This window comes from Rhodoferax sp. ZS1R8, assembly GCF_056521325.1.
The window spans coordinates 146,769-173,089 of sequence record NZ_JBWMBA010000007.1; the positions used below are offsets into that span (position 1 = coordinate 146,769).

Annotated in this window: 24 protein-coding genes and 1 tRNA gene; 10 read left to right on the top strand and 15 right to left on the bottom strand. The window is 61.4% G+C overall.

Going from position 1 to position 26,321, the window contains the following annotated elements; translation table 11 throughout:
- Positions 1-3 precede the first annotated feature (3 nt).
- The 5 genes from AC097P_RS21420 to AC097P_RS21440 form a co-directional block, all read right to left on the bottom strand.
- Positions 4-1,626, bottom strand: a complete 1,623-nt coding sequence (locus tag AC097P_RS21420; protein WP_479612468.1) for a SpoVR family protein — start codon at positions 1,624-1,626, stop codon at positions 4-6.
- Entirely contained in the window at positions 1,623-2,891 is a 1,269-nt protein-coding gene (locus tag AC097P_RS21425) for a YeaH/YhbH family protein (protein ID WP_479612469.1), read from the bottom strand. Before AC097P_RS21425 ends, AC097P_RS21420 begins: the two co-directional genes overlap by 4 nt.
- Before the next feature lie 48 nt (positions 2,892-2,939).
- Positions 2,940-4,862 carry a PrkA family serine protein kinase gene (locus tag AC097P_RS21430; RefSeq protein ID WP_479612470.1) on the bottom strand — a complete coding sequence of 641 codons (1,923 nt, stop codon included), beginning with the start codon at positions 4,860-4,862 and terminating at the stop codon, positions 2,940-2,942.
- Positions 4,863-5,247: 385 nt separating this feature from the next.
- Positions 5,248-5,913 (bottom strand): dihydrodipicolinate synthase family protein, encoded by a 666-nt coding sequence (locus tag AC097P_RS21435; RefSeq protein WP_479612471.1) that lies wholly within the window; start codon positions 5,911-5,913, stop codon positions 5,248-5,250.
- Between the two features lie 73 nt (positions 5,914-5,986).
- Positions 5,987-6,910, bottom strand: a complete 924-nt coding sequence (locus AC097P_RS21440; protein ID WP_479612472.1) for a proline racemase family protein — start codon at positions 6,908-6,910, stop codon at positions 5,987-5,989.
- 80 nt (positions 6,911-6,990) lie between these two features.
- On the opposite strand from AC097P_RS21440, the gene AC097P_RS21445 reads away from it, so the two are divergent.
- The 4 genes from AC097P_RS21445 (at position 6,991) to rsmH (ending at position 11,253) form a co-directional block, all read left to right on the top strand.
- Positions 6,991-7,710 carry a helix-turn-helix domain-containing protein gene (locus AC097P_RS21445; RefSeq protein WP_479612473.1) on the top strand — a complete coding sequence of 240 codons (720 nt, stop codon included), beginning with the start codon at positions 6,991-6,993 and terminating at the stop codon, positions 7,708-7,710.
- Positions 7,711-7,815: 105 nt separating this feature from the next.
- Complete coding sequence (locus AC097P_RS21450) at positions 7,816-9,009, top strand: hypothetical protein (RefSeq protein ID WP_479612474.1); 1,194 nt, start codon at positions 7,816-7,818, stop codon at positions 9,007-9,009.
- Positions 9,009-10,151, top strand: coding sequence for a HupE/UreJ family protein (locus AC097P_RS21455; protein WP_479612475.1), 1,143 nt, complete (start codon positions 9,009-9,011; stop codon positions 10,149-10,151). The genes AC097P_RS21450 and AC097P_RS21455 overlap by 1 nt, the downstream gene beginning before the upstream one ends.
- Positions 10,152-10,200: 49 nt before the next feature.
- A complete protein-coding gene (gene rsmH, locus AC097P_RS21460; protein WP_479612476.1) occupies positions 10,201-11,253 on the top strand; it encodes a 16S rRNA (cytosine(1402)-N(4))-methyltransferase RsmH in 1,053 nt (350 codons plus the stop codon).
- Positions 11,254-11,331: 78 nt separating this feature from the next.
- On the opposite strand, the gene nudC is transcribed toward rsmH, so the two are convergent.
- On the bottom strand, positions 11,332-12,156 hold the full coding sequence (nudC, locus tag AC097P_RS21465) for an NAD(+) diphosphatase (protein ID WP_479612477.1): 825 nt from the start codon (positions 12,154-12,156) through the stop codon (positions 11,332-11,334).
- A 149-nt stretch (positions 12,157-12,305) separates the two neighbouring features.
- Between nudC and AC097P_RS21470 the strand changes: the two genes are divergently transcribed.
- The 3 genes from AC097P_RS21470 to AC097P_RS21480 all read left to right on the top strand — a co-directional run bounded on the left by AC097P_RS21470 (position 12,306) and on the right by AC097P_RS21480 (position 15,505).
- Positions 12,306-13,574 (top strand): D-amino acid dehydrogenase, encoded by a 1,269-nt coding sequence (locus AC097P_RS21470; RefSeq protein WP_479612478.1) that lies wholly within the window; start codon positions 12,306-12,308, stop codon positions 13,572-13,574.
- Between the two features lie 87 nt (positions 13,575-13,661).
- Positions 13,662-14,885, top strand: coding sequence for an MFS transporter (locus AC097P_RS21475; protein ID WP_479612479.1), 1,224 nt, complete (start codon positions 13,662-13,664; stop codon positions 14,883-14,885).
- Entirely contained in the window at positions 14,882-15,505 is a 624-nt protein-coding gene (locus AC097P_RS21480) for a helix-turn-helix transcriptional regulator (protein WP_479612480.1), read from the top strand. The genes AC097P_RS21475 and AC097P_RS21480 overlap by 4 nt, the downstream gene beginning before the upstream one ends.
- A gap of 23 nt (positions 15,506-15,528) precedes the next feature.
- Here the strand turns inward: AC097P_RS21480 and AC097P_RS21485 are convergent, their stop codons facing one another.
- The gene (locus tag AC097P_RS21485) at positions 15,529-16,443 is read right to left on the bottom strand and encodes a LysR family transcriptional regulator (protein WP_479612481.1); all 915 of its coding nucleotides are present in this window, start codon (positions 16,441-16,443) and stop codon (positions 15,529-15,531) included.
- Positions 16,444-16,559: 116 nt separating this feature from the next.
- Here AC097P_RS21485 and AC097P_RS21490 point away from each other — a divergent pair, with 116 nt between their 5' ends.
- On the top strand, positions 16,560-17,210 hold the full coding sequence (locus AC097P_RS21490; protein WP_479612482.1) for an FMN-dependent NADH-azoreductase: 651 nt from the start codon (positions 16,560-16,562) through the stop codon (positions 17,208-17,210).
- A 41-nt stretch (positions 17,211-17,251) separates the two neighbouring features.
- Here the strand turns inward: AC097P_RS21490 and AC097P_RS21495 are convergent, their stop codons facing one another.
- Positions 17,252-18,226, bottom strand: coding sequence for a GlxA family transcriptional regulator (locus AC097P_RS21495; protein WP_479612483.1), 975 nt, complete (start codon positions 18,224-18,226; stop codon positions 17,252-17,254).
- A 101-nt stretch (positions 18,227-18,327) separates the two neighbouring features.
- Here AC097P_RS21495 and AC097P_RS21500 point away from each other — a divergent pair, with 101 nt between their 5' ends.
- A complete protein-coding gene (locus tag AC097P_RS21500) occupies positions 18,328-18,933 on the top strand; it encodes a DJ-1/PfpI family protein (RefSeq protein WP_479612484.1) in 606 nt (201 codons plus the stop codon).
- Positions 18,934-18,968: 35 nt separating this feature from the next.
- On the opposite strand, the gene AC097P_RS21505 is transcribed toward AC097P_RS21500, so the two are convergent.
- The gene (locus tag AC097P_RS21505; RefSeq protein WP_479612485.1) at positions 18,969-20,261 is read right to left on the bottom strand and encodes a glycerate kinase type-2 family protein; all 1,293 of its coding nucleotides are present in this window, start codon (positions 20,259-20,261) and stop codon (positions 18,969-18,971) included.
- A gap of 27 nt (positions 20,262-20,288) precedes the next feature.
- Positions 20,289-21,071 (bottom strand): hydroxypyruvate isomerase, encoded by a 783-nt coding sequence (gene hyi / locus AC097P_RS21510; RefSeq protein ID WP_479612486.1) that lies wholly within the window; start codon positions 21,069-21,071, stop codon positions 20,289-20,291.
- A gap of 162 nt (positions 21,072-21,233) precedes the next feature.
- On the opposite strand from hyi, the gene pcaF reads away from it, so the two are divergent.
- Positions 21,234-22,436 carry a 3-oxoadipyl-CoA thiolase gene (pcaF, locus tag AC097P_RS21515; protein WP_479612487.1) on the top strand — a complete coding sequence of 401 codons (1,203 nt, stop codon included), beginning with the start codon at positions 21,234-21,236 and terminating at the stop codon, positions 22,434-22,436.
- Positions 22,437-22,499: 63 nt separating this feature from the next.
- Here the strand turns inward: pcaF and AC097P_RS21520 are convergent, their stop codons facing one another.
- From AC097P_RS21520 to hscA, 5 genes are all read right to left on the bottom strand, one after another.
- Entirely contained in the window at positions 22,500-22,904 is a 405-nt protein-coding gene (locus AC097P_RS21520; RefSeq protein ID WP_479612488.1) for a hypothetical protein, read from the bottom strand.
- Between the two features lie 243 nt (positions 22,905-23,147).
- Positions 23,148-23,222 (bottom strand) — tRNA-Val (locus AC097P_RS21525).
- Between the two features lie 40 nt (positions 23,223-23,262).
- Positions 23,263-23,973, bottom strand: a complete 711-nt coding sequence (gene dnaQ, locus AC097P_RS21530) for a DNA polymerase III subunit epsilon (RefSeq protein ID WP_479612489.1) — start codon at positions 23,971-23,973, stop codon at positions 23,263-23,265.
- Between the two features lie 92 nt (positions 23,974-24,065).
- On the bottom strand, positions 24,066-24,404 hold the full coding sequence (gene fdx / locus AC097P_RS21535) for an ISC system 2Fe-2S type ferredoxin (protein ID WP_479612490.1): 339 nt from the start codon (positions 24,402-24,404) through the stop codon (positions 24,066-24,068).
- Between the two features lies 1 nt (position 24,405).
- Complete coding sequence (gene hscA, locus AC097P_RS21540; protein WP_479612491.1) at positions 24,406-26,262, bottom strand: Fe-S protein assembly chaperone HscA; 1,857 nt, start codon at positions 26,260-26,262, stop codon at positions 24,406-24,408.
- Positions 26,263-26,321 lie beyond the last annotated feature (59 nt).

Below are 26,321 nucleotides of genomic sequence, written 5' to 3' on the forward strand. Positions count from 1 at the left end.
GGCTCAAGCCGGGCTGGAAACGCTCCACTCCTTGACCCGCTCACCTGCGCTGTTGACGCTTTCCAGCGTGACACCAAATCCCCACAGGCGGGCCGCGTGCCGCATGACCTCCAGCGTACTCTCACCCAAAGGGCGATCCTGGTACTGGGTGTGGCGCAGCGTCAGTGTGCGGTCTCCGCGCAGGTCTACGTCCCAGACCTGTATGTTGGGCTCGCGCGTGCCCAAGTCGTACTGCGATGACAAGGCCTGGCGTATGCGCTGGTAGCCCGCGTCGTCGTGGATGGCAGCCACTTCCAGGTCATTGATCTTTTCATCGTCGTGGATGGCGAACAGGTGCATGTCCCGTATCAACTTCGGTGACAGATACTGACCTATGAAACTCTCATCCTTAAAGTTGCGCATAGCGTGGTGCAAGGTAGGCAGCCACGGCGTACCGGCAATGTCCGGAAACCAGGTCCGGTCTTCATCGGTAGGTGCCTCGCAGATGCGTTTGATATCGGTGTACATGGCAAAGCCCAGCGCATACGGATTGATACCGCTGTAGGCCCGGTGGCCCACCGGCGGCTGGTAGACGACATTGGTGTGGGAGGTTAGCCACTCCAGCATCACGCCGTCGCTCAGATGGCCATCGTCGTATAGCGTGTTGAGCAGCTTGTGGTGCCAGAACGTGGCCCAGCCTTCATTCATGACCTGGGTTTGGCGCTGTGGATAGAAATATTGCGAAATCTTGCGCACGATGCGCACAATCTCGCGCTGCCAGGGCTTGAGCAGCGGTGCATTTTTTTCAATGAAGTACAGCAGATTTTCTTGCGGCTCTATCGGGAAGCGGTCTACCTTGAGCGGGTGGTCGCCACCTCCCCCTTTCACTGGCACGGTGCGCCACAGCGCATTGATCTGCTGCTGGGCATGGGCCTCGCGCTCCTTACGCTCCTGCACCTCTTGCGCCAGCGTGCGCTTGCTGGGACGGCGGTAGCGGTCCACGCCAAAACTGGCCAGCGTGTGGCAGGAGTCCAGCAAGTCTTCCATCTCCTGGAGGCCATGGCGTTGTTCGCATTCGGCTACGTAATTACGGGCATAGACCAGGTAATCGATAATGCTGGACGCATCGGTCCACATGCGGAACAGGTAGTTGCCCTTGAAAAAGCTGTTGTGGCCATAGGCCGCATGGGCAATAACCAGGGCTTGCATAGCCGTGGTGTTTTCCTCCATCAGGTAACTGATGCAGGGGTTGGAGTTGATGACGATCTCATACGCCAGGCCCATGTGGCCACGGCGGTATTTCTTTTCGGTGGCGATGAACTCCTTGCCGTAGCTCCAGTGCCGGTAATTGATGGGCATGCCCACTGAGGCGTAGGCATCCATCATTTGCTCTGCGGTGATGATTTCCAGCTGGTTGGGGTAGGTATCCAGCCCGAACCGCTCGGCGGTTTGGCGTATGGCATCGTGGTAGCGTTCGATCAGATCGAAGGTCCAGTCGCTGGGGTCTGGCAGATGCTCGGCGGCGCGCTGCGGCGCAGGTAACGGCGCCTGCAAGACCATGTGGGGTCGCCGATCGCCCGTCGGTGGGACACGTCCCAGATTTTCCATATGGCGCCGCTCCAATACGGGGTCCAGGTCGAGCGTCATGCGGTGCTCCCTTCCTTTTTGAACAAGTCGCGGAAAACAGGGTAGATCTGCGACGCGTCCGTAGCCTTACGCATCGCAAAGTTGCGGTGCTGGGCCTGAAGGGCCACGTATTCCCGCCACAGGTTTTGCTCCTCATCAGCCACCTGCACGTAGGCAAAGTAACGGCACAGCGGCAGCAGCTTGTCGGTCAGTATTTCAGTGCAACGTTCGCTGTCGTCCGAAAAGTTGTCACCGTCGCTGGCCTGGGCGCCGTAGATGTTCCAGTCGCCATGCGGGTAACGTGCCGCAATGATCTGGTGCATCAGCACCAGCGCACTGCTGACAACGGTGCCACCGCTCTCGGTGGCGTGGAAGAAGGTGTCTTCGTCCACCTCTTGCGCCTGAGTGTGGTGGCGTATGAAAACGATGTCTATCTTGTCGTAGTGCCGCGTCAGAAAAAGATACAGCAGCGTGAAGAAGCGCTTGGATAAATCCTTGCGGTCTTGGTCCATGGAGCCAGACACGTCCATCAGACAAAACATAACTGCTTTGCTGGTGGGCACGGGTACCTTGACGCGGTTGCGAAAGCACAGGTCGATTGGGTCCAGAAACGGGATGTTCTTCAAGCGCCGTTTGAGTTCCAGAATGTCGCGCTCCAGCACCAAGATATCGTCTTCTCGGCCCGTTGGGAAGCGCTTGTATTCCGCCAGCAATGCTTCTTTTTCATGCAGTTCGCGGCGTGCCGAGGTGCCTAGTGCAATACGGCGGCCCAAAGCACCGCGCATGGACCGCACGATGTGCAGATTGTTCGGCGTGCCGTCGTGCGAATAGCCAGCCCTGTGGCTCTTCCACTCCGGGCTATCACCAATCTGCGTGCGCAGCAGGTGTGGCAAGGCCAAATCTTCAAAGAAGATCTGCATGAACTCTTCCTTGCTCAGCGTGAACGTGAAGTCGTCTTCGCCTTCGCCCGAATCGCTGGCCTGGCTTCCACGCCCACCACCTCCCCCCTTGGGCCGGGCAATGCGGTCACCGCGCACATAGTCCTTGTTGCCGGGATGCACCGTATCGCGTATGCCTCCCTGGCCATGGTGGAACACTGGCTCGCTGATATCCTTCTTTGGGATCGTGATGTTCTCGGCCTGCTCCATGTCACGTATGCCCCGGCCCGAGACGGCACGCCGCACCGCGTCGCTGATCTGGTCCTTGTAACGGCGCAGAAAGCGTTCACGATTGCCTATGGACTTGTTTTTGCCCGACAGGCGGCGGTCAATGATCTGAAGGGGCATTGCGGTCCTCCGTCATTGGTGGGTGTGGCAGCGCTGCGTGCTGCGGGCTCAGGAACTCTTGCGCACGCGCAGATACCATTCGCACAGCAAACGCACTTGCTTGGCCGTGTAGCCCTTGGCCACCATACGTGTCACAAAGTCTTCGTGCTTCTTGGCTTCGTCCACACTGGCCTTGGCGTTGAAGCTGATGACCGGCAACAGCTCTTCGGTGTTGGAGAACATCTTCTTCTCGATGACCAGGCGCAGCTTTTCGTAGCTGGTCCAGCTCGGGTTCTTGCCCTGGTTATTGGCCCGCGCCCGCAGCACGAAGTTGACGATCTCGTTGCGGAAATCCTTGGGGTTGGCAATGCCGGCGGGTTTTTCTATCTTCTCCAGCTCCGCGTTCAGCGCAGATCGGTCGAAGGATTCACCGGTGTCAGTGTCGCGGTATTCGTTGTCCTGTATCCAGTAGTCGGCATAGGTGACGTAGCGGTCAAAAATGTTCTGGCCGTATTCACTGTAGCTCTCCAGGTACGCGGTCTGTATCTCCTTGCCTATGAACTCGGCATAGCGGGGCGCCAGATACTCCTTGATAAATCCGGTGTACTTGGTTTCCAGTTCCACAGGGAATTGTTCCCGCTCAATCTGCTGCTCCAGCACATACATCAGGTGCACCGGGTTGGCCGCCACTTCGGAGCTGTCGAAGTTGAAGACCTTCGACAAAATCTTGAACGCAAAACGGGTAGATACACCATTCATGCCCTCGTCGACACCGGCGTAGTCGCGGTACTCCTGGTAGCTCTTGGCGCGCGGGTCGGTGTCTTTGAGGCTCTCTCCGTCATACACCTGCATCTTGCTGTACAGGCTGGAGTTCTCGGGCTCCTTGAGCCGCGTGAGTATCGAGAATTGCGCCATCATCTTGAAGGTGCCGGGTGCGCACTTCGCTTCGCCCAACGACGAGTCGCGCACCAGCTTTTCGTAGATGCGGATTTCTTCGCGCACACTGAGGCAATACGGCACCTTGACGATGTAAATGCGATCAAGGAAGGCCTCGTTGTTTTTGTTGTTACGAAACGTCTTCCACTCGCTCTCGTTGCTGTGCGCCAACACAATGCCATCAAACGGTATGGCGCCAAAGCCCTCCGTGCCCTTGAAGTTACCCTCTTGTGTGGCGGTCAACAAGGGGTGCAGCACCTTGATAGGCGCCTTGAACATCTCGACAAACTCCAACATGCCCTGGTTGGCCAGGCACAGGCCGCCGGAGTAGCTATAGGCATCTGGGTCATCCTGCGCGTAACTTTCAAGCTTGCGGATGTCAACCTTGCCGACCAGCGAGCTGATGTCCTGGTTGTTTTCATCGCCAGGCTCGGTCTTGGCCAAACCCACTTGCTTCAAAATGCTGGGGTAGCGTTTGACCACCTTGAACTGGCGGATGTCTCCACCAAATTCATCCAGGCGCTTGACGGCCCAGGGCGACAAAATGCGTTGCAGGTAGCGGCGCGGAATGCCAAAATTTTCTTGCAGAATAGGCCCGTCTTCAATCGGGTCGAACAGGGCCAAAGGCGTCTCGTTGACCGGTGATCCCTTGATGGCGTAAAAGGGCACCTGTTGCATCAGGAACTTGAGCCGCTCGGCAATGGAGCTTTTGCCACCACCAACCGGGCCTAACAAATACAGAATTTGTTTACGCTCTTCCAGCCCTTGGGCCGCGTGTCGGAAGTAACTGACCACCTGCTCTATCGCGTCTTCCATGCCGTAAAACTCGGCAAATGCGGGGTAGCGTTTGATGGTCTTGTTGGCAAACAAGCGGGATAAACGCGGATCGTTGCGCGTATCCACCAGCTCCGGCTCGCCAATCGCGGTAAGCATGCGCTCCGAGGCCGTGGCATAGGCCAGCGGATTGCGCTTGCACTCAGCCAAGTAATCATCGATGGAAAGTTCTTCCTCGCGGCTACGCGCGTAGCGGGCGACGAAGTTGCCAATTGCATCCATAGAGCCTCCTGTTTCAATAAGGCACCACCAGAAATCGGGTGGCTCCTACAACCTTAGGTATAGACAACAAACGATAAGTTCATTTGAGCACTTACCGACAACAATTACCAGAACATTTGGTGGCAAAGAACCCGCCTTTACCCATTACTGCAACCTACACACCTTCAACGCGCGATGTGCTGCGTTCGGCTACTGTAGGCTTTTTGTAATGGCCGCGTTGATGTAAACAGTCCACGTTTGTGCTAGCAGCGACACTTGCACAGCAAACGCGTGCTTCCTCGAAGACGCATACCGGCTCAGGCAAAGCCGAACCGGTCTACCGCGTAGGGTGTCAGGTCAATGGGGCTGGTATTCGTGTGCATCAGTTCCGCCATCACGGCGGATGTCACGCTGGCGCAGGCTTGGTCATCAGCGCCTGCTTAATGATGGCGTTGGCCTGGGCCAACTCTTCGCCCTCCAGCACCAGGCGCGGCGCACGCACGGCCTGGCTGCCCATCTCCACATGCGACTGCACCAGCTTGATCAGTTGCACAAACTTCGGCACCACGTCCATGCGCAGCAGCGGCAAGAACCAGTGGTACAACGGCTCGGCCTCGGCCCAGCGGCCGGCGCGCGCCAACTTGAACAGTGCGATGGACTCTCTGGGGAAGGCATTGACCAAACCCGCCACCCAGCCGGTGGCACCCGCGGCAATGCCTTCGACGATCAGATCGTCCACGCCGACCAAAATCTGCAAGCGCGTACCCAGCGCCGATTTGATGGCCGCAATGCGACGCACATCGGCGCTGGGTTCCTTGACGGCCTCTAAATTGGGGTGGGCGGCAGCCAGCTCCTGCATCTGAACGGCGGAGAAATCCGTGCGGTAGGCGATGGGGTTGTTGTACAGCATGCAGAGCAATGCCGTGGCCGCAATGACGGCGCTAACGTGGGCCTTCATCTCGCGCCAGTCGGTGGAGTACACGTAGGGCGGCAGCACCATCAGGCCGCTGCACTTTTCCTCGGCGGCCATCTGCGCAAAGCGCACCGCGTCTGCAGTGGCCAGTGCTGCCATGGGTCTGTCTCCGAGTGGTTGTTGTAAAAAACGTTGCGGCAAAAATCGTGGCAAATAAGGGCTATTCCAGCCCTCAGCAGAAAGGATCGCGCTGGTCAAGCAGCAGCGTAGTCTCAGCTACCACATGGGCCTGGCCGCGGATGCTGGGCAGCAATTGGTCGCCCACCAGCCGGTAGCGGCCTTCAAACACGCTGCCCACCACGCTCTCCTGGAACCATCGTTCCCCCGCGGCCAGCTTGCCATTAGCCGCCAGGCAGGCCAGCTTGGCACTGGTCCCGGTGCCGCACGGCGATCGGTCATAGGCGCCACCGGGGCACAGCACAAAATTGCGGCCGCTGTTCCCGTGGGTCTGGGCGGCGCCCATCAGTTCAATGTGGTCAATCTCGGCGCCGCCACTGCCGGTGATGTGGTGCTTGCGCAGCGCACGACGCACGGCCATCGCAAAAGCGGTCAGGTCCTGCACACCGGCCAGTGTCAACGGCAGTTCACGCGCATCGGTCAGGAAGAACCAGTTGCCACCCCAGGCCACGTCGCCCGCTACCTGGCCATAGCCGGGCACGTCCATCACCACGCCGGCCAGATGCCGGTGGGCTGGCACGTTGTCCACCTCGACCCAGCCCTTGCCGTGCACATGGGCCTGCACCGTGCCAACCGGCGTGTCGATGGAATAGCTACCGGGGCCGACGCGGCCCATGTGCTGCAGCGTGGCCAGCAGGCCAATCGTGCCGTGGCCGCACATGCCCAGGTAGCCAACATTATTGAAGAAGATGACCGAGGCCAACGAACCCGCATTCACCGCAGGCAGCAACAGCGCGCCCACCACCACGTCGTTGCCGCGCGGCTCGCATACGGTGGCCTTACGGTATCTGTCATGCTCTGTGCGCAGCTTGTCTACAGCGGCCGGCAGCGGCAAACCGGCCAGATCCGGAAACCCAGACACCACCACCCGCGTGGGCTCGCCACCGGTATGGGAATCAATGCAAACTATTTTTTCCATGCCCGAATTTTGGCGAGCGATGCGGCAGTGGTCTAGATCAAAGTCTGCCCGCTGCATGCAGAATTCGGCACAATGCAGCTATGGATATCCTCAGCGCCCACCACGCCCTGTTTGACCGACTGCCCGACGTTGTCTACTTCAGCAAAGATACGCAGGGGCGCTACACACACGCCAACCAGACGCTGCTGCAGCGCCTGGGTTTGACGGACCTGAAGGCGTTGAAAGGCAAGACTGCCGCTGAAGTTTTTCCTGCACAGCTGGGGGAGCACTACTGGCAGCAGGATCTGATGGTCATCCGCAGCGACGCCAGTATGGGCGACATGCTGGAGCGCCACTTGTTTCCAAACGGCCAGTCCGGCTGGTGCCTGTCGGTCAAGCACGCGGTACGCGAGAGCGGCCAAGTGTGCGGCATTGTCGGCATCTCGCGCGACCTCAAAGGACCATCTGCCCAGAACCCGGTCTACCAACGCCTGGCCAGCAGTCTGGCCTGGGCACGTGCGCACTGTACCGATCCCATCAGCGTGGCGGATTGGGCACAGCACGCCAAACTGTCTGTCGCGCAACTGGAGCGCCATGTGCTGGCCCTGCTGCAACTCACACCCAGCCGCTGGTTGCTATCCTTGCGGCTCGAATATGCGCTGGGCCAGCTTGCGGGCGAACGCACCGTAGCGCAGATCGGTTTGGACAGCGGCTTCAGCGACCACAGCGCTTTTTCCCGCGCGTTTCGGCGGCATATAGGCCTGTCACCCACGGACTTCCGATTGCTCAATAGCGGCCCCTCCCGGCAAGTGCGGGACTAGATCCGAGCAAGGCCCACTCTCCAAGCGGCAAAATACACTACCTAACTATAGATTTTTGCTCCGCGATCGTTGTCACAACAACCTGCAATGCTCTGACCCCTTCCCATGCCAAACACTGCACGTATTCCCCTCCTTCTACTGCTGGCCAGCTTGATGGGCCTTTCCTATGCGGCACCCCGCACCCCTACACAAGACAGCGAAGTCATTGAGCGCCTTCCCTTCAAACCCGGCGATACCACGGCACGCGAGCTGGCAGCGCTGCGCGCCGCCGTGGCACAGCGCCCCACAGACCCCGAGCCTGCGCTGGCGCTGGCACAGCGTTACTTCGACCTCGCCACGGCCCGGGGGGACCCGCGCTACGTGGGCTACGCCGACGCGCTGCTGGGTCGGTTTTCCAAGGCAATGACAGCCCCGCTACTGGCCATGCGCGGCACCGTGCGCCAATACCGGCACGACTTTGCAGATGCGCTGGCAGATTACGCAGCGGCGCTGAAGATCGACACCGATCTGGCGGTGGCCCACGCCTGGCGCGGCGCCATCTATTTGGTGCAAGCCAACTACGCTGCTGCGGCCCAGGAGTGCGATGCGCTGCAGCGGATGCAACGCCCAGTATTACGCGGCGGTTGCGCTGGCCTGACGCAGGCCTACACCGGCCATCTGGATACGGCCTACACCACACTGCAACATGCGCTGGGCCTCACCCTTGATGACAACCAGCGCCTATGGCTCAACACCCGGCTGGGCGAAGTAGCTTCATGGCAAGGAAAAACGGCTGTGGCCGAGCAACACTACCGCCTGGCCTTGTCACTGGGCATTGACGATGGCTACTTGCTCGCGGCCTGGAGCGATTTTCTGCTGGACCAGGGCCGCACCGAAGAAGTGGTGCAGCTGCTGGCCAAATGGGAAGCGTCTGACGGCCTGCTGCTGCGCCTGACCGAGGCGGAAACCCTGCTGAACCGCCCCACTGCCAGCGCCCATGTGCAGATGCTGGGCGATCGCTTCGCGGCCGCCAAGCAGCGCGGCGACACCACGCACCAGGCCGAAGAGGCACGCTTCTACTTGCGGCTGCGCAACAATGCAGCGGAGGCGCTGCGCCTGGCCGTCGAAAACTACGGTGTGCAAAAAGAGCCGCGGGACGCCCGCATCGTGTTGGAGTCGGCGCTGGCTACACGCAAACCTGGCGATGCTAAGGCGGTAATGGACTGGCTGCAGAGCAGCGGCTTTGCGGGCCAGCCCATACGCGCACTGGCCCAACAAGTACAACAACTGGCTAGCGCAGCCGACGGAGCCGCCAAATGATGCGCCGTCTTCTTGCCTTTACATGCTGGGTTTTACTGCTGTGCCTGCACCTGAACGCCCACGCCCACAAGGCCAGCGACAGCTACCTGCTGGTCAACGCCCAGGGTGCGGCCGTCACCGTGCAGTGGGATATCGCCGTGCGCGACATCGACTTTGCGCTGGGCCTGGACAAGGACGGCAATGGCGAAGTCACGTGGGGCGAGTTGCGCAGCCGCCAGGGCGATATTGCAGCCTGGGCGCTGAGCCGGCTCGAGCTCACCCGCGGCGGCGGCGCTTGCCCCTTGCAGATCAACGCATTGCAGGTAGACGAGCATACGGACGGCGCCTTTGCCGTACTCAAGCTTGCCGGCAGCTGCGCCGGGGCAACTGGCCCCCTGGGCCTGCACTACCGCCTGCTGTTTGACCTGGACAGCCTGCACCGCGGCCTGCTGCGCGCCACGGTGGACGGCGGTACCCACACCAGCGTGTTGTCACCCACCAGCGGCGTCGTGCAGTTCGGTGCTGACGGCGTGACCCGGCTGCAGCAGTTCAAGCAATACCTGGTCGAAGGCATCTGGCACATCTGGATCGGGTTTGACCACATCCTGTTCCTGCTGTCCTTGCTGTTGCCGGCCGTGTTGGTGCTGCATGGAAAAACCTGGCAAGGGGCCGAGCGCTTTGGCCAGGCGTGGAAAGAAGTGCTGTGGGTCGTGACCTCGTTCACCGTGGCCCACTCCATCACGCTGTCACTGGCAGCGCTGGGATTGGTATCCCTTCCGTCGCGGCTCGTGGAATCAGCCATTGCACTGTCGGTGGTGCTGGCCGCCGCCAACAACGTGTGGCCTATGGTCGCGCACCGACGCTGGGTCGTGGCCTTCTGCTTTGGCCTGATCCACGGCTTTGGTTTTGCCAGCGTGCTGGCCGAACTGGGCTTGCCTGCCGACGCACTGGCGCTGTCGTTGCTAGGGTTCAACCTGGGCGTGGAAACCGGCCAAATGGCCATCGTTGCCGTCTTTCTGCCGGTGGCCTTTGCGCTGCGCCACACTGCGTTCTACCGCAAGGGCGTGTTTGTTGGCGGCTCGCTGCTAACCATGCTGGTGGCTGCGGTATGGCTGGTGGAGCGGATTTTTGATCTTCAACTGATCACCGGCGCAGGGACCTAATGGCCCCGCGGAACCGTCGGTTAGGCATAACATACGCCACAATCGGTGGATGACCGACGACGCCACTCCCCACCAACGAAGGGTGCGCTATGCGGGTACCCACCCCAAGCGCTTTGAAGAAAAGTACAAGGAGCTGGACCCCACACGCAATGCCGAAGCGATCCAGAAGGTGCTGGACAGGGGCCAGACCCCTGCCGGTATGCACCGCTCCATCTGCGTCAACGAGATACTGGAAATTCTGAAACCCCAGCCCGGCGAAATAGGCCTGGACGCAACGCTGGGCTTTGGGGGCCACACGCAAGAGATATTGCCCAAGCTGCTGCCCGGCGGGCGCCTTTTTAGCGTGGACGTGGACCCCATCGAATTGCCCCGCACCGAGGCGCGCCTGCGCAAGCTGGGCTTTTCACCCGATGCGCTGGTGATACGCCGCATCAACTTCTCCGAACTGGCCACGCTGCTGCCCGAGGCCGGTGGCGGCTTTGACGTGGTGCTGGCCGATCTGGGCGTGTCGTCCATGCAGATCGACAACCCGGCACGTGGCTTCAGCTTCAAGGCTGATGGCCCGCTGGACCTGCGGCTGGACCCGAGCAGCGGCCAATCCGCATCGGAGCTGCTGTTGTCCGTGACCCGCCAGCGCCTGCGCGACCTGCTTGTCGACAACGCGGACGAGCCCTATGCCATTCCCCTGGCCGCGGCGCTTCAGGGCCAGTACCTGGAAACCACGACGCAGTTGGCCGACCTGGTCCGCCAAACCTTGGCCGCAACCTTCAAGCGGACGATGCCGGAAGAAGAACGCCTGGCAGAGACCAAGAAGGCGTTACAACGCACCTTCCAGGCGCTGCGCATCGAGGTCAATGACGAATTTGGCGTGCTGGACCGTTTTTTGGCGCTGCTGCCGTCCTGCCTGAAACCCGGCGGCCGGGTGGCTATTCTGAGCTTCCACTCCGGCGAAGACCGCCGCGTGAAGAAGGCATTCCAGACCGGCGAGCGCAACGGCATCTATTCGAGCGTGGCCAGCGACCCGATGCGCGCCTCATTTGAAGAGCGCCGGGCCAATCCACGCTCCACATCGGCCAAGTTGCGCTGGGCGGTGAAAGCCTGACCTTCCGAAAAACGCTATTGTTTTCGTAGCGGCTTACGCGCGCTGCACGAGGGCTAGCGGCCGATTTGGCTTAAAGTATCAGCGCTGACCCGGCCAATGGGCATTCAGCAACCGGTTGGAGATAGAGATGCCGGGTGGCGCTTCGGGCTGCACATCGTGCGGACCAAACCAGCGGGCCTCGGCGATCTCGCTCGCATCCGGCGTGATCTCGCCACCGGCGTACTCGGCGGTAAAGGCAATCATCAGCGAATGCGGGAACGGCCAGGACTGGCTGCCAAAGTACTGCAGATTGGTCACCTTGAGGCCCACCTCTTCCATGACCTCGCGGTGGATGGCCTCTTCAATCGATTCGCCCGCCTCCAGAAAACCAGCCAGCGCGCTGAAGCGCCCGGTGGGCGAGATGACGTGGCGGGCCAGCAGGATATGGTCGTCCTTCTTGATCAGCACCATCATCGCTGGCGAGATGCGGGGGTAGGCCGTCATACCGCAGGCCGGGCATTTGAAGGCCCGCTCACCGCTGGCCAACTGCATGGGGTTGGCGCAATGGCCGCAGAAGCGGTGGGTGCGCGCCCATTCCGACAACTGCACGGCGCGGCTGGCCAGACCCAGCAGGGCCTCGTCCATGCTGCCAAACAGTGCGCGCAGCGGCACAAAGGCAAAGCCTGCCTCCGGTTGCACGCTGGCATCTACCCAGGTGGTGCAGCAATAGCGCTGTTGCCACAGGCCCACCGGGTAGAAATCTTCCGCGCGCAGGCCGTGCAGCGCCAAGCCTACATGGGCATCGGGCAACGACACATCATCTTCACGGACCAGCAGCTTGCCATTCTGGAAAACAAAGGCCAGCGGGTCGGTATGGGCCTGGGCGCTCATCAGCGGTACAAATTCGGTAGGTGTTTGCAGCATAGAACGGATGTGTTTGGTGGGCTTATGGAAGTGCGGCTATCAGTATCGCAGCTTATGTCGCCGCTGATTCCTTGAACGCTTGGCAACAAGCTACCGCTGGCGCCGCCCAGCGGGTACATTCCAAGGCATCTGAATAGAAGGGTCGGGCTATGAAAGTCATCGTATTGGGCAGCGGCGTGATCGGGACCTCGGTAGCGTACTACCTGGCCAAGTCCGGGCACGAGGTCGAGGTTATAGACCGCCAGGCCGGCCCCGCGCTGGAAACCAGCTTTGCCAATGCCGGTGAGGTGTCTCCGGGCTACTCGTCGCCGTGGGCCGGGCCCGGCGTGCCGGTCAAGGCTATCAAGTGGCTGCTGATGCGCCACAGCCCCCTGGTGATCTGGCCGGTGCTGGACCCCAACATGTGGCGCTGGGGCCTGTCCATGCTGGCCAACTGCACCGAGAAGGCCTATGCCATCAACAAGAGCCGCATGGTGCCAATTGCCGAATACAGCCGCGACTGCCTCAAAGAGTTGCGCGCCGCGACCGGCATTGGCTATGACGACCGCGCCCAGGGTACGCTGCAGCTGTTTCGCACCCAGGCGCAGATGGACGGCATCGCCAAGGATGTCGAAGTGCTGCAGGACTACAAGGTGCCGTTCGAGGTGCTGGACCGTGCAGGTTTTGTCAAGGTAGAGCCGGCCTTGAAGCTGACACAGGACAAGTTTGTCGGCGCACTGCGACTGCCTGGCGATGAAACCGGCGACTGCTTCAAGTTTACGAACCGGCTGGCCGAGATGGCGGAGGCGCTGGGCGTCAAATTCCGCTACAACACCAGCATAGACGGCATTGAGGTCAGTGGGGGCAAAGTCACCGGTGTGCGAACCAGTGCCGGCACGCTGACCGCCGACCGCTACGTGACCGCGCTGGGCAGCTTTACGCCGCAGCTGCTCAAGCCGATCGGCATCCACATTCCGGTTTACCCGGTCAAGGGCTACTCCATCACACTGCCGATTGCCGATGCCAACTTCGCACCCGAGTCGACCATCATGGACGAGACACATAAGGTGGCCGTCACGCGCCTGGGCGACCGCATCCGCGTGGGTGGCACGGCCGAGCTGGCCGGCTTTGACATGACACTGCGCGAATCGCGCCGCGAGACGCTGAACCACGTGCTGACCGATCTGTTCCCCAAAGGCGGCGACGTGTCCAAAGCCACGTTCTGGTGCGGCCTGCGCCCCATGACACCGGACGGCACCCCTATCGTCGGCGCCACGCCCTACCCCAATATGCTGCTGGCCACCGGTCACGGCACGCTGGGATGGACGATGGCCGCGGGCACAGCACGGGTGATTGACGATTTGATCTCGGGGCGCAAGCCGCAGATTTCGTTGGAAGGCTTGGCGATGGACCGCTACCCGAAGGCCTGGCAAGGCTGATCGAATCCAGGCATATGTCAACTAAATTGTTGACATATCGCTGCTTGGACTCTACATTAGTAAACACAAAAGTTTACTAATGAAGCCATGCAATCCGCCCTGCTTATACTCGCCGCCTGCCTGGCGGCCTTCTTCTCCACGGTGGGCGCGGCCCTGCCCTACCCCATATTGCCGCCGCTGTTCGCGGCCGATGCAGCCAATAGCCTGAACCACTTTTGGGGTCTGCCGCCCAAGCTGCTGTTTGGCATTGCGCTGGCCATCAATCCGCTGGGGCTGCTGATCGGCTCCACGCTGTTGGGGCCCTTGTCGGACCGCTATGGCAGGCGGCCTGTTCTGCTACTCACATCGTTTGGCGCGGCGGCCGGCCATGCAATCACGGCGTTCAGCCTGGTCAGCCTGTCGTATCCGCTGTTCATCGTCGCACGGTTTGCTACTGGTCTGATGGAGGGCAACGGCAGTGTGGCCCGTGCGCTGCTGGCCGATGAGCTGGAGGGCCCGCTGCGGGTGCGCGCCTTTTCGTGGCTCAATGGTGCGCTGTACATGGGCTGGCTGGCCGGCCCGCTGCTGGCCGGTCTGACCCTGCATTGGGGTGTGACAGTGCCCTTCTGGGTGGCCGTGGTTGCACTGCTGGTGACGGCGGCCGTCAGTTGGGTGGCCATACCGCGCAAGCAAGGCAGCTCGGCGGCCACGGGCTGGTGGCAGGTGGTCAAACACCAGCATGCGCTGAAGCTCCTCAAGCACGCCGAGCTGCGCACGTTGCTGAGTGTGCAACTGGCGTTGACCTGCGGCGTGACCGCCTTCTACGAGTTCTATCCGCTGTGGCTGGTTGAAGTGACACACTACGACGCGCAGGGCATTGCCTGGGCCACAGCAGCGTTGTGCGCGACGATGACGACGGCATCCATATTTGCCGGCCGTGTGGTCCGCACCGAGCCGCTGCAGCAGGCCAGCCGTTTCGCGCTGATGATCGCAGCCTGCATTGCCGCCGTGGGCCTCGGCGGCCCGATGCTGGGTCTGGGGGCCATCGTGGTGTTTGGCATACCGAATGCGTACTACAACGCAGTGATGCCGGCCTGGTGTGCTGAGCGCTTTGGCCATCTCGGACAAGGGGCGGTGATGGGCCTGCTGTCAACGATCTTTTGTCTGGCCAATATCCTGATGGCGGTGCTGGGCTCGGTGCTGACGTTGATCGACACGCGCCTGATCCTTCTGGTGGGCGCCTGCCTGACCACTTGGGCGGCGTGGCGGATCCGCCAATGGAGCCTGGCTCCCCACTTCGCGCCCCCTGTGCGTGAGGGCCTGCATCCATGAACACCAACGACCATATCCTTTTCTTGCTGAAGACCCGCGGCGCCAGTACAGCGCAGCAGTTGGCCGAGCGCTTGCAGCTGACATCAATGGGCGTGCGCCGACATCTGGAGCAGGCACTGGACAAAGGGTTGCTACTGGTAGAAGACCGCGCCGACAAGGTCGGCCGCCCTGCCCGCTACTGGCTGCTGACCGAGTCCGGCCACGCGCGCTTCCCTGACCGGCACAGTGAGCTGACAGTGCAACTGATAGCGCAGGTTCGCACACTGTTTGGCGACTCCGGGCTGGACAAGCTGATCACCGCACGTGAACAGCTGAGCGAAGCCAGCTACAACGCGCGGATGGCAGGCAGCAAGACTTTGTCGCAGAAAATCGCGAAGCTGGTCGAGGCGCGCGACGCCGAAGGCTATATGGCCCAGATGGAACCACAGGCGGATGGCAGTTTTCTACTGGTCGAAAACCACTGCCCCATCTGCGCGGCCGCCACCGAATGCCAAGGGTTTTGCCGGTCAGAACTTGACGTGTTCCGCCGCACCCTTGGGCCCGGCAGCACGGTGGAGCGCGTGGAGCATCTGCTGGCGGGTGGCCGCCGCTGCGTTTACAGCATCAAGCCTGTGCAATAGACGCAACCGCCGGGCACTATCCGTCAGCCCGTCAACGGCAAACCTTCAGCACCGATGGACTGGCCCAAAAAATCCAAAAAGGCCCTTACCGCAGGCACCATGCCCCGCCGCGTGGGGTAAACGGCGTGGAAGATTCCCGGTGTCGGGTTCCAGCCCGGCAGGACCTCGACCATGCGCCCGGTCCGCAAATGCTCTTCACACATGTAGTCCGGCATAAAGCACATGCCGATGCCCCCCATGACGGCGAAGCGCAGCGTAGCGAGATCGTCCGCACAGTAGCGTGGCTGGTGCACCAGCGTGTGGGTCGCGCCAGCTGGGCCAATCAAGGTCCACGTTGATTTCAGATCCGCCGGCGACATGGCGACCGTATCCAGCCCGCTCAGCTGCTCGGGCGTGGCGGGCTGCCATTGGCGCTGAAGCTGCGCCGGGCTGGCCACCAGCAGGGTGCGGCTCTGACCGAAGTTCTTGACGACCAGGCTGGCGCTGTCTTCCAGCGTCCGGCGCACGCGCAGGGCCACGTCAAAGCCCTCTTCCACCAGATCCACTGCTCGGTTGCTGACACGCATGTCGATACGCACCTGCGGGTAGCGCGCCATGAAGATCGGAACCAGTGGGCCAATGGTGCTCAGCGCCAGCGTCAGCGGGCAGGCCACGCGTATCGTGCCCCGCGGCTCGGTCTGCACGTAGTCCACGGCCTCTTGCGCGGCAAAGGCCGCGTCGCGCATGGCGCTGCAGTGGCGCAAATACAAAGCACCTACGTCGGTCAGCGACAGCTTGCGCGTGGTGCGCTGCAGCAGGCGCACGCCCAGGCGCTCTTCCAGCTCCGCGACGCGGCGCGACAGCTTGGACTTGGGCAGGCCCAGATGCCGAGCAGCCGCCGCAAATCCGCCTGCCTCCACCACTTCGGTGAAGTACAGCATGTCATTCAAATCTTGCATGGGCCCCTTTCATTGTCCTGCTAATAGAACAATTTAACGTGATTTTGCTGACTTATCAACGAATGGATTCAGTTTCACAATCAATCCATCGCTACCAACAACTTGAAAGGTTCACCATGAAACTCCTGCACATTGACTCCAGCATCACCGGCGCCCAATCTGTTTCCCGCCAATTGACGCGCGACATTGTGAGCACATGGACCGCCAGCCACCCCAACACCACAGTGGAGTACCTGGACCTGGTGGAAAACACCCCAAACCACCTGTCAGCAGAATCGCTGGGTTTTCGCATGCCCGCCGGTGCCGAGAACCTGACCGACGCACAGCGGCGCGAAAACGCGGTGTCGGAAGCATTGGTGACACAGTTCCTGGCCGCAGACGTCATCGTCGTAGGTGCACCGCTGTACAACTTCAGCGTGCCCAGCCAGTTGAAGTCGTGGATAGACCGCGTGGCGCAGGCCGGCCGTACCTTTACCTATACCGCCACCGGCCCCAAAGGCTTGGCGGGGGGCAAGACCGTGATCGTGGCGTCGACCCGCGGCGGCGTGTATTCCACCAGTGAAGGCGGCCGCGCCATGGAGCACCAAGAGAGCTACCTGCAAACCGTGTTCGGTTTCCTGGGCATCACCGACGCGCGCTTTGTGCGTGCCGAAGGTGTGGCCATGGGGGAGGCCAAAAAGGCTGAGGCCCTGACGCTGGCCGCCGCCCACATCAAGGCCAGCGCACACGGCGCCGCCAACGAAGAGCAACGCGTAAAAGCCGCCTAATTGGGAAGGTATACGCACTGCGTGACCGTGGGGCTTAACTCTCACCCGAAACGGGCGCGGTACTCGCTGGGTACCACGCCCAGGTTGGCAGCAAAGGCGCGGCGCAGGTTGTATTCCGTTCCAAAGCCTGTTTGCCGTGCGACCTGCTTGATAGAGGTGTCCGCGCGCTCCAGCAGTGCGCAGGCAGCGTCCAGCCGCATGCGGGTCAGGAATTGCGCTGGCGATGCGTCCGTCTCCTGGCGCAGCCTGCGGTGCAACGTGCGCACCGTCAAGGCCAGGGCTTCGGCCATCTGTTCGACACCAATGCTTTGCTTCAACCGTGGCTTAAGCCATTTGGTCAACCCGGAGGCAATCCCCTGATCGCTGGCCTGTGCCAACAGCTCGGAGCTGTATTGGCGCTGCCCGCCCGGGCGCTTCAAAAACACGACCAGCCGTTTCGCGACCCGTTGCGCAACCTGGCGGCCCAGGTCTTCTTCCACAAGGCTCAGCGACAAATCGATACCCGCGGTAATGCCGGCCGAGGTGTAGAGCGATCCGTCTTTGACGTAGATCGCGTCGTCTTGCACCCGCACGGCGGGGTAGCGTTGCTGCAATTGCTGGGCATCCTGCCGATGGGTCACCGCGTGCCGGTTATCCAGCAGGCCGGCTTCTGCCAGCACAAACGCACCGGTGCACACCGAACAGCAGCGGGCAAGCGTTTGGTGCGCTTTGGCTACCCACCGCATGCTGGCCTCATCCAGCAACACCTCTTCGCAACCGCGCCCGCCGGCAACGATCAACGTGGCGCCCGCCAGCGCACCGCGCGGCAGCTTCTGGGTCAACACGCTGACGCCCGAGCACGACCGCACCGCGCCACCTTGGCTGGAAACCAATGCGATGCGATACGGTTCCTGCAGACCAGCATCGCGCGCGTCATCGTTGGCAGTTGAGAAAACCTGCACCGGGCCGGTGGCATCCAGCAACAGGAAGTCGGGGTAAACGAGGACCCAGATCGCGATGGGTTTAGGTTGATGCATATTGGCAGGTATTCAACCATGAATGTCATAACTGTCAACACGGGCTCGACCATCATCGAGCCTTGCAATGCTTTCTTTGACCTTTTCCATATGAGGCCTGTATGACGCGAACGATAGCTATTTTTGGTTTTGATGACGTTGAATTGCTGGACCTGGCAGGTCCCTACGAGGTCTTCACCTGCGCAGCCCGCGTCAGTGCGCGCGCCCACCCGGGCGCAAAGCCGCCGTTCCGGGTCGTGACCGTCGGGCAATCGATGCGGCCGTTGCGCGCACGGGCCGGACTGGGCCTGGTGCCGGATGCAGACTTTGGCAACCACCCGGCCGTCGATGTGCTGATCGTTCCCGGGGGTGTGGTCACGGCAGAGCTGACCAAGCCCGAGGTCATCGCATGGATCGCATCAACCGCCGCGCGTTGTGAACTGACGGCATCGGTTTGCACGGGGGCATTCCTGCTGGCCCAGGCCGGGCTGCTGCAGGGCAAACGCGCCACCACCCACTGGGAAGATACATACGATCTGCAGGCTATGTTCCCGCAAGTACAAGTTCAAGCCCAACGGCGGTGGGTGCGCGATGGGGACACGGTGACGTCGGGCGGCATATCGGCCGGCATCGATATGTCGCTGCACCTGGTGGAGGCCTTGGTCAACCGTGAACTGGCTATGCAGACGGCGCGGCAAATGGAATACACCTGGAATGAAAGCGCGTAACCGGTACAGCCTTCTACCTTCGTGATCGCTTCGTATCAGTCGATCAGTATGGCCCGGAAGTCGTTGACGTTGGTCAATGTGGGCCCCGTCACCACCGCATCGCCCAGCTTGGCAAAGAAACCGTGTCCGTCGTTGTCATTGAGGCTGTCGTTGGGTTTGAGGCCCAGCGCATGGGCCCGCGCCAGGGTGTCGGGGCCAACACACGCACCGGCGATTTCGGCGACGCCATCCACTCCATCGGTGTCACCGGCCAGCGCATGGATGCGTGGGTGCCCGCCCAACGCAATGCCCATCGACAGCAGGCATTCGACATTGCGCCCGCCACTGCCAGTGCCCCGCAGCGTCACCGTGGTCTCACCACCCGACAGCAGCACGCATGGCGCCTGCACCGGCTGGCCCCGTTCGGCCACTTGCAGTGCAATGCCGGCCAGCACCTTGCCGACATCGCGCGCCTCGCCTTCCAATGCATCGCCCAGGATGTAGGCGCCGTAACCCGCGTCGCGCGCTACAGCGGCGGCGGCCTCCAATGCCATTTGCGGTGCGGCTACCGTATGCAGTTCGTTGCGTGCCAGGCGTGGATCGCCCGGTTTGACAGACTCGCCATGGCCCGAATCCAGCACCGCGCGCACCTCGGGTGGCAGGTCAATGCCATAGCGCTTCACGATGGCCAGCGCATCTTCACAACGGGTCGGGTCGGCCACCGTCGGTCCGGATGCGATATTGATAGGGTCATCGCCCGGCACGTCCGATATCAGCAAGGTCAGCACCCGCGCAGGGTGGCAGGCCACGGCCAGGCGACCCCCTTTGATTGCCGACAGGTGGCGGCGCACACAGTTCATCTCGCTGATGGTGGCGCCCGATTTCAACAGGGCCCGGTTGACAGCCTGCTTGTGCTCCAGCGTCAGCCCCGGTAGCGGCAACGGCAGCAATGAAGATCCGCCGCCGGAGATAAGACACAAGACCACATCATCCTCGGATAGGCCCTTCACCACGTCCAGCATGCGCTGGGCTGCCGCCAGACCCGCGGCGTCGGGCACCGGGTGGGCGGCTTCCACGATCTCGATGCGCTGGCAGGGCACGCTGTAGCCATACTGTGTGACCACCAGCCCCATCAGCGGCCCGGCCCAATGGTCTTCCACCGCGCGCGCCATCGCAGCGGATGCCTTTCCTGCCCCGACGACGATCAGCCGACCGTTGCCCAGAGACTCCGGCGATGGCAAATAGGGCGGCAGACACAGCGCGGGTTGGGCACTGGCAATGGCGGCGTCAAACATGCGGCGCAGCAGGTCACGTGCGGGTGATTCGTGATGGGGCGTGGCAGGTGTCATGCGTGAAGGTCTCAGGTGGTGCGAAGCTTACGACTGAATGAAAGGCTTGGCCCAAGCCAAGCCCGCTGTGGTCGTGGTTGCGGGCTTGTATTCGCAGCCGATCCACCCGGTGTAGCCCAGACGGTCCAGGTGGGCGAACAAAAAGGGGTAATTGATCTCGCCTGTGCCGGGCTCATGGCGCCCCGGATTGTCAGCCAGTTGCATATGGCCTATGCGTAACAGGTGCTGCTTGATGGTGGCGGCCAACTCACCTTCCATGCGCTGGGCGTGGTAAATGTCATACTGCAGAAAAACGTTGTCTGCGTTGACTTCGTCCAGTATTGACAGGGCCTGCGCGGTGCGGCTGACGTAAAAGCCGGGAATATCGAAGGTATTGATGGGCTCAACCAGCAAGCGCAGCCCGGCTTCCTTGAAAGCCTGCGCGGCGAATGTCAGATTCGCAACCAATGTCTGGCGCAGCACAGCGTCCGGAACGCCGGCCGGCGCCTTGCCCGCCAGGCAGTTGAGTTGTCCCACACCAAGGGCCTTCGCATAACGAATGCCGGTGGCGACACCGGTGCGAAATTCTTCGACGCGGTCCGGGTGACAGGCAATGCCACGCTCGCCCGCGTCCCAGTCGCCCGGCGGCAGGTTGTGCAGCACCAGCGCCAAGCCATGAGTGGCCAGGCGCTGGCGAATGTCTTCGGCGGCGTAGGCATAGGGAAACAAGAACTCCACCGCATCAAAGCCAGCCTTGGCAGCCATTTCAAAACGGTCTAGAAACGGAACCTCGTTGAAGAGCATCGTGAGGTTGGCGGCGAAGCGTGGCATGGGTTTGTCCAGTGCGAATTGATTGGTCCGTTTGTACACCGGAACGACCCCGCATCCTATGCCCCAGCGGATTCGCGGGCCGACTGCAGAGTCAAATGCGGGACGCCTGGCGGGAGTGCAAGTGGTAGCATTTCCACGCCACCACATCACTGAGAATTCTCCATGAATCAGGCTTTTATCTGCGACGCCATCCGCACCCCTTTTGGCCGCTATGGCGGCGCCTTGAGTAGCGTGCGCACCGACGATCTGGCTGCCGTGCCACTGGCGGCGTTGATGGTGCGCAACCCGGGTGTCGACTGGCAGGCCGTGACCGATGTCATCTACGGCTGCGTCAACCAGGCCGGTGAAGACAACCGTAATGTGGCCCACATGGCCAGCCTGCTGGCCGGGCTGCCGCTGGAGTTGCCTGGCACCACCATCAACCGGTTGTGCGGCTCGGGCATGGACGCTGTTGGCACGGCAGCCCGCGCAATCAAAGCCGGTGAAGCTACATTAATGATAGCGGGCGGGGTGGAGAGCATGAGCCGCGCGCCCTTTGTCATGGGCAAGGCCGAGAGTGCATTCAGCCGCGCTGCGCAGATGTATGACACGACGATAGGCTGGCGTTTCGTCAACCCCCGCATGAAAGAGCGCTATGGCACAGACGCCATGCCCGAGACGGCCGAGAACGTGGCGGCCGAATACAAGATCAGCCGCGAAGACCAGGACAAGATGGCGCTGGCCAGCCAGCTCAAGGCCGTGGCAGCGCAAAAGTCCGGCTTCTTTGATGCGGAGCTGACGCCGGTCAGCATCGCACAAAAGAAAGGCGAACCCATCGTCGTAGCCAAGGACGAGCATCCGCGTGAGACCTCGACCGAGGCGCTGGCCAAGCTCAAAGGCGCTGTGCGCCCCGACGGCACGGTGACGGCCGGCAATGCCAGCGGTGTCAACGACGGTGCCTGCGCGCTGCTGCTGGCCAACGAGGCCGCCGCCAAGCAAAACGGGTTGACACCACGCGCCCGTGTGGTGGGCATGGCCACCGCCGGCGTGCCGCCGCGCATCATGGGCATCGGCCCCGCGCCGGCCACGCAAAAGGTGCTGGCTCTGACCGGCTTGAGCCTTGCGCAAATGGACGTCATAGAACTGAACGAAGCCTTTGCCGCCCAGGGCCTGGCCGTGCTGCGCTTGCTGGGCCTGCAGGACGATGATCCCCGCGTCAACCCCAACGGCGGGGCCATCGCGCTAGGGCACCCTCTGGGGGCATCCGGCGCTCGCCTCATCACCACGGCCACCAACCAGTTGCACAAGACCGGCGGCCGCTATGCGCTATGCACCATGTGCATTGGCGTGGGTCAGGGTATTGCAGTGGTCATCGAGCGCGTTTGAAAATACGCTGAAATTCGCTGAAGCCCCGCGAATCCACGCCAACCGGTCAACGACACTGCAGCATCAAGACCGTACTTCCGGGCAGTACGAATACATCATTCTCAAAAATGCGATTTCCGCCTTGACTGCCTCCAGCTTGGCCCTAAGGTCTGAGGCTTCATCTTCGCCCCCCGTGGGTTCGTATTGAACAGTGCCATCCTTTAATCCCACGAACCACGTAAGCCCCCGGTAGCCGCCCATCCGCTTGCGGGAATTGACCGCTCCGCAGACCGCACCCGTATCAGGAACGTACTGAACTTCTCGGAAATATGCCGACTCCGGGTCCTCTAAAGTGCTCAAAACCTTTTGCGTAACCACTTCAATGGGGCGCACGTACATTGACCAGTGCCACCACCAAAGGCCGGTCGATACGCAGGCAATAACCACGGCCAATGCCAGCGCAGAAGACGTACTGGGTTTCCATCGCATAGTCATATTGCCCAGAAGGCTATCAGTGGGGCTCCAACGTTGGGTTCAATTACGACCCATTCCCCCTTGGAAATCGAGAACCGTATTATGTATAACAGTTGGTTGCGTCAACGTGACCGTGGATGAAAGATAGTGCAGACGCCCGTGGCTGAATGGGCCCTTAACCATCTGTATTGCATGCCAAAGCGGCAACAAAAAAGGACTTACGATTTCTCGTAAGTCCTCAATTTGTAACCATAAATCTGGTGGGCAGTACAAGTTTCGAACTTGTGACCCCTGCAGTGTGAATGCAGTGCTCTACCCCTGAGCTAACCGCCCTGATTATTCATCAGAATAGCCTTAAATTATACAACATACTTCAGGCGAACTTTCTCCACAGCGTTTTGCCGCCGCTGGACTTATCAATTTGGCCGAGCACCTCGTCGTGAGCGGCCAGTTCCTGGGCGTTAGCCGCCACTACTGGGAGCGTAAATTCACGCAGATCAATCTGGATGACCATGACGCCGCGTTCGCTTGGGGCGCCAACATCCATCAACAGCGCATCTTGGCCGCGGGTCATGTTGATGTAAACGTCGGCCAGCAGTTCCGCATCGAGCAAGGCGCCGTGCAGCGTACGCCCCGAGTTGTCCACCTCCAGGCGGTCGCACAGTGCATCCAGGCTGTTGCGCTTGCCGGGGAACATTTCCTTGGCCATGACCAGGGTATCGGTTACCGAGCCAATGTATCTTTTGAACGGCTGATGGCCGGCCCGCACCAACTCGGCGTCCAAAAACGAAATGTCAAACGGTGCGTTGTGGGCGATAACCTCTGCGCCCGCAACATAGTCCAGCAGTTGCTGGGCAATGGCCGCAAACCTGGGCTTGTCGCTCAAAAATTCAGTCGTCAGTCCGTGCACACGCAGCGCGCCCTCATCGCTCTCGCGTTCAGGGTTCAGGTAGAAGTGCAGGTTGTTGCCGGTCAGCTTGCGGTTGACCAGCTCCACGCAGCCGATTTCGACGATGCGGTCCGGATTTTGCGCATGGTTGGCATAGAAACCGGTGGTTTCCGTGTCCAGGAAAATTTGTCGCATACAAGCATCCTAAGGGATTTTCCCGCCGGGCCGCCCCAAGGGAAAAGCGCCCCCTCGGGGGCAGCGACCCGCGCAGCGGTGGAGCGTGGGGGCTAATGATTCTCTTTGGCGTGGTTCAGCGAATACTTGGGTATCTCCACCACCACATCCTTTTGCGCCAGGAATGCCTGGCAACTCAAGCGGGAGTTGGGCTCCAAGCCCCAGGCGCGGTCCAGCAGATCTTCCTCAGTTTCATCCAGTTCGTTCAGCGACGCAAAGCCTTCGCGCACGATGACATGGCAGGTCGTGCACGCGCAGCTCATGTCGCAGGCGTGTTCGATGTTGATGTGGTTTTCCAGCAGGGCTTCGCAGATGGAGGTGCCAGCGGGGGCGCTCACTTCTGCGCCCTGCGGACAGTATTCGGGGTGCGGCAGGATTTTGATGGTGGGCATATTAGATGGACTCGATGTTCTTGCCTTCAAGCGCCTGGGCAATGCCCTTGTTCATGCGCAAGGCGGCGAAATTTTCCGTGGCTTGGGCCAGGGCTTTGCTCAGGGCTTCGATAGCAGCGGCATCCGTCCCAGACCGGCCATCGGCCAACGCAAGCATGGCGGCGTCGATATCAGTGCGCTCCTGCGGGCTCAGCAGATCGGCATCTGCATCCAGTGCACTTTGTATGGCCAGCAGCAGGCGATCCGCGTCGACCTGCGCTTCAACGACGGCGCGGGTGCGTATGTCTTGCTCAGCGGTAGAAAAACTGTCTTGCAGCATCTGCGCGATCTGCGAATCACTGAGCCCATACGACGGCTTGACATTGATGTCGGCCTGCACACCACTGACCTGCTCGTGCGCGGACACGTTCAGCAGGCCATCGGCGTCGACCGTGAAGGTAACGCGGATGCGCGCAGCGCCAGCGGCCATCGGCGGAATGCCCCGCAACTCAAAGCGGGCGAGGCTGCGGCAATCGCTGACCAGATCACGCTCGCCCTGCACCACGTGCAAGGCCAAGGCAGTCTGGCCATCCTTGTAGGTCGTGAAATCCTGCGCCATCGCGGTGGGGATGGTCTGGTTGCGCGGCACGATGCGCTCCACCAGGCCGCCCATGGTTTCGACACCCAGAGACAGCGGAATCACGTCCAGCAGCAGCAGATCGCCAGCCGTGTTGTTGCCTGCCAGCTGGTTGGCCTGGATGGAAGCGCCCAGCGCGACCACCTCGTCGGGGTTCAGGTTGTTCAGCGGCGCACGACCAAAGAATTGGGCCACGGCCGCTTGCACCTGCGGCATGCGTGTGGACCCGCCCACCATCACCACGCCCTGCACGTCCTGCACCGACAGACGGGCGTCGCGCAAGGCCTTGCGCGCGGCGGCGATGGTTCGCGCTGTCAAATGGGCAGTGGCGGCTTCGAATTGGGATTGTTCAACGTCATAATGGACGCTAGCCCCCGTCAGCTGCGCGTGATAAGCTACTTTTTTTGTAGCAGACAGCGCCTCCTTGCAGGCGCGGGCTGCCACCTTCAACGCAGCTTTGTCGGACGCGTTGGCGGCCTGAAGGCCTGTTTGGGCCAGTACCCAATCGGCCAGCGCATGGTCGTAGTCGTCACCACCCAGCGCCGAGTCGCCACCGGTGGCGACCACTTCAAACACGCCCTGGGTCAGCCGCAAGATGGAGATATCAAAAGTGCCACCACCCAGGTCGTAGATGGCATAAACGCCTTCGCTGGCGTTGTCCAGGCCATAGGCAATGGCAGCCGCTGTAGGCTCGTTGATCAGACGCAACACCTTGATACCCGCCAGTTGGGCGGCATCCTTGGTAGCCTGGCGCTGGGCCTCATCAAAGTAGGCCGGAACGGTGATCACGGCGCCGTACAAGTCGTCGTTGAAGGTGTCTTCGGCACGGTACCGCAGTGTGGCCAAAATGTCGGCGCTGACCTCGACCGGTGATTTTTCTCCGGCCACCGTCAGCACACCCAACATGCCGGCGTGGTCGGCAAAGCGGTAAGGCAGTTTGTCGGCCCCTACTACATCCGCCAGGCTACGGCCCATAAAACGCTTGGCCGATGCGATGGTGTTCTCCGGATCGCTGGCCAGAGCCGCTTGCGCAGTGTGGCCGATCTCGCGCTTGCCGCCTTCCAGGTAGCGCACCACCGAAGGCAGGATGACACGGCCCGATTCGTCGGGAAGGCATTCGGCAACGCCGTTGCGAACGGCTGCCACCAGCGAGTGGGTGGTACCAAGGTCTATGCCGACCGCGATGCGGCGCTCATGCGGGTTGGGCGCTTGGCCTGGCTCGGAAATTTGTAGAAGCGCCATTTTTGTGTGTATCCATTCGGAGCACCGCAGCAAGCCTGTCGCGCGGCTGCGTCCCCTTC

Coding starts and splice junctions, on each gene's coding strand:
- AC097P_RS21485 (WP_479612481.1), bottom strand. CDS start 16,443: ATGCAAGATTTGAATGACATGCTGTACTTCACCGAAGTGGTGGAGGCA.
- AC097P_RS21455 (WP_479612475.1), top strand. CDS start 9,009: ATGCGCCGTCTTCTTGCCTTTACATGCTGGGTTTTACTGCTGTGCCTG.
- AC097P_RS21440 (WP_479612472.1), bottom strand. CDS start 6,910: ATGGAAAAAATAGTTTGCATTGATTCCCATACCGGTGGCGAGCCCACG.
- AC097P_RS21520 (WP_479612488.1), bottom strand. CDS start 22,904: ATGCGATGGAAACCCAGTACGTCTTCTGCGCTGGCATTGGCCGTGGTT.
- AC097P_RS21450 (WP_479612474.1), top strand. CDS start 7,816: ATGCCAAACACTGCACGTATTCCCCTCCTTCTACTGCTGGCCAGCTTG.
- AC097P_RS21480 (WP_479612480.1), top strand. CDS start 14,882: ATGAACACCAACGACCATATCCTTTTCTTGCTGAAGACCCGCGGCGCC.
- AC097P_RS21490 (WP_479612482.1), top strand. CDS start 16,560: ATGAAACTCCTGCACATTGACTCCAGCATCACCGGCGCCCAATCTGTT.
- nudC (WP_479612477.1), bottom strand. CDS start 12,156: ATGCTGCAAACACCTACCGAATTTGTACCGCTGATGAGCGCCCAGGCC.
- hscA (WP_479612491.1), bottom strand. CDS start 26,262: ATGGCGCTTCTACAAATTTCCGAGCCAGGCCAAGCGCCCAACCCGCAT.
- AC097P_RS21505 (WP_479612485.1), bottom strand. CDS start 20,261: ATGACACCTGCCACGCCCCATCACGAATCACCCGCACGTGACCTGCTG.
- AC097P_RS21500 (WP_479612484.1), top strand. CDS start 18,328: ATGACGCGAACGATAGCTATTTTTGGTTTTGATGACGTTGAATTGCTG.
- rsmH (WP_479612476.1), top strand. CDS start 10,201: ATGACCGACGACGCCACTCCCCACCAACGAAGGGTGCGCTATGCGGGT.
- hyi (WP_479612486.1), bottom strand. CDS start 21,071: ATGCCACGCTTCGCCGCCAACCTCACGATGCTCTTCAACGAGGTTCCG.
- AC097P_RS21435 (WP_479612471.1), bottom strand. CDS start 5,913: ATGGCAGCACTGGCCACTGCAGACGCGGTGCGCTTTGCGCAGATGGCC.
- dnaQ (WP_479612489.1), bottom strand. CDS start 23,973: ATGCGACAAATTTTCCTGGACACGGAAACCACCGGTTTCTATGCCAAC.
- AC097P_RS21430 (WP_479612470.1), bottom strand. CDS start 4,862: ATGGATGCAATTGGCAACTTCGTCGCCCGCTACGCGCGTAGCCGCGAG.
- AC097P_RS21470 (WP_479612478.1), top strand. CDS start 12,306: ATGAAAGTCATCGTATTGGGCAGCGGCGTGATCGGGACCTCGGTAGCG.
- AC097P_RS21425 (WP_479612469.1), bottom strand. CDS start 2,891: ATGCCCCTTCAGATCATTGACCGCCGCCTGTCGGGCAAAAACAAGTCC.
- AC097P_RS21495 (WP_479612483.1), bottom strand. CDS start 18,226: ATGCATCAACCTAAACCCATCGCGATCTGGGTCCTCGTTTACCCCGAC.
- fdx (WP_479612490.1), bottom strand. CDS start 24,404: ATGCCCACCATCAAAATCCTGCCGCACCCCGAATACTGTCCGCAGGGC.
- AC097P_RS21420 (WP_479612468.1), bottom strand. CDS start 1,626: ATGACGCTCGACCTGGACCCCGTATTGGAGCGGCGCCATATGGAAAAT.
- pcaF (WP_479612487.1), top strand. CDS start 21,234: ATGAATCAGGCTTTTATCTGCGACGCCATCCGCACCCCTTTTGGCCGC.
- AC097P_RS21445 (WP_479612473.1), top strand. CDS start 6,991: ATGGATATCCTCAGCGCCCACCACGCCCTGTTTGACCGACTGCCCGAC.
- AC097P_RS21475 (WP_479612479.1), top strand. CDS start 13,662: ATGCAATCCGCCCTGCTTATACTCGCCGCCTGCCTGGCGGCCTTCTTC.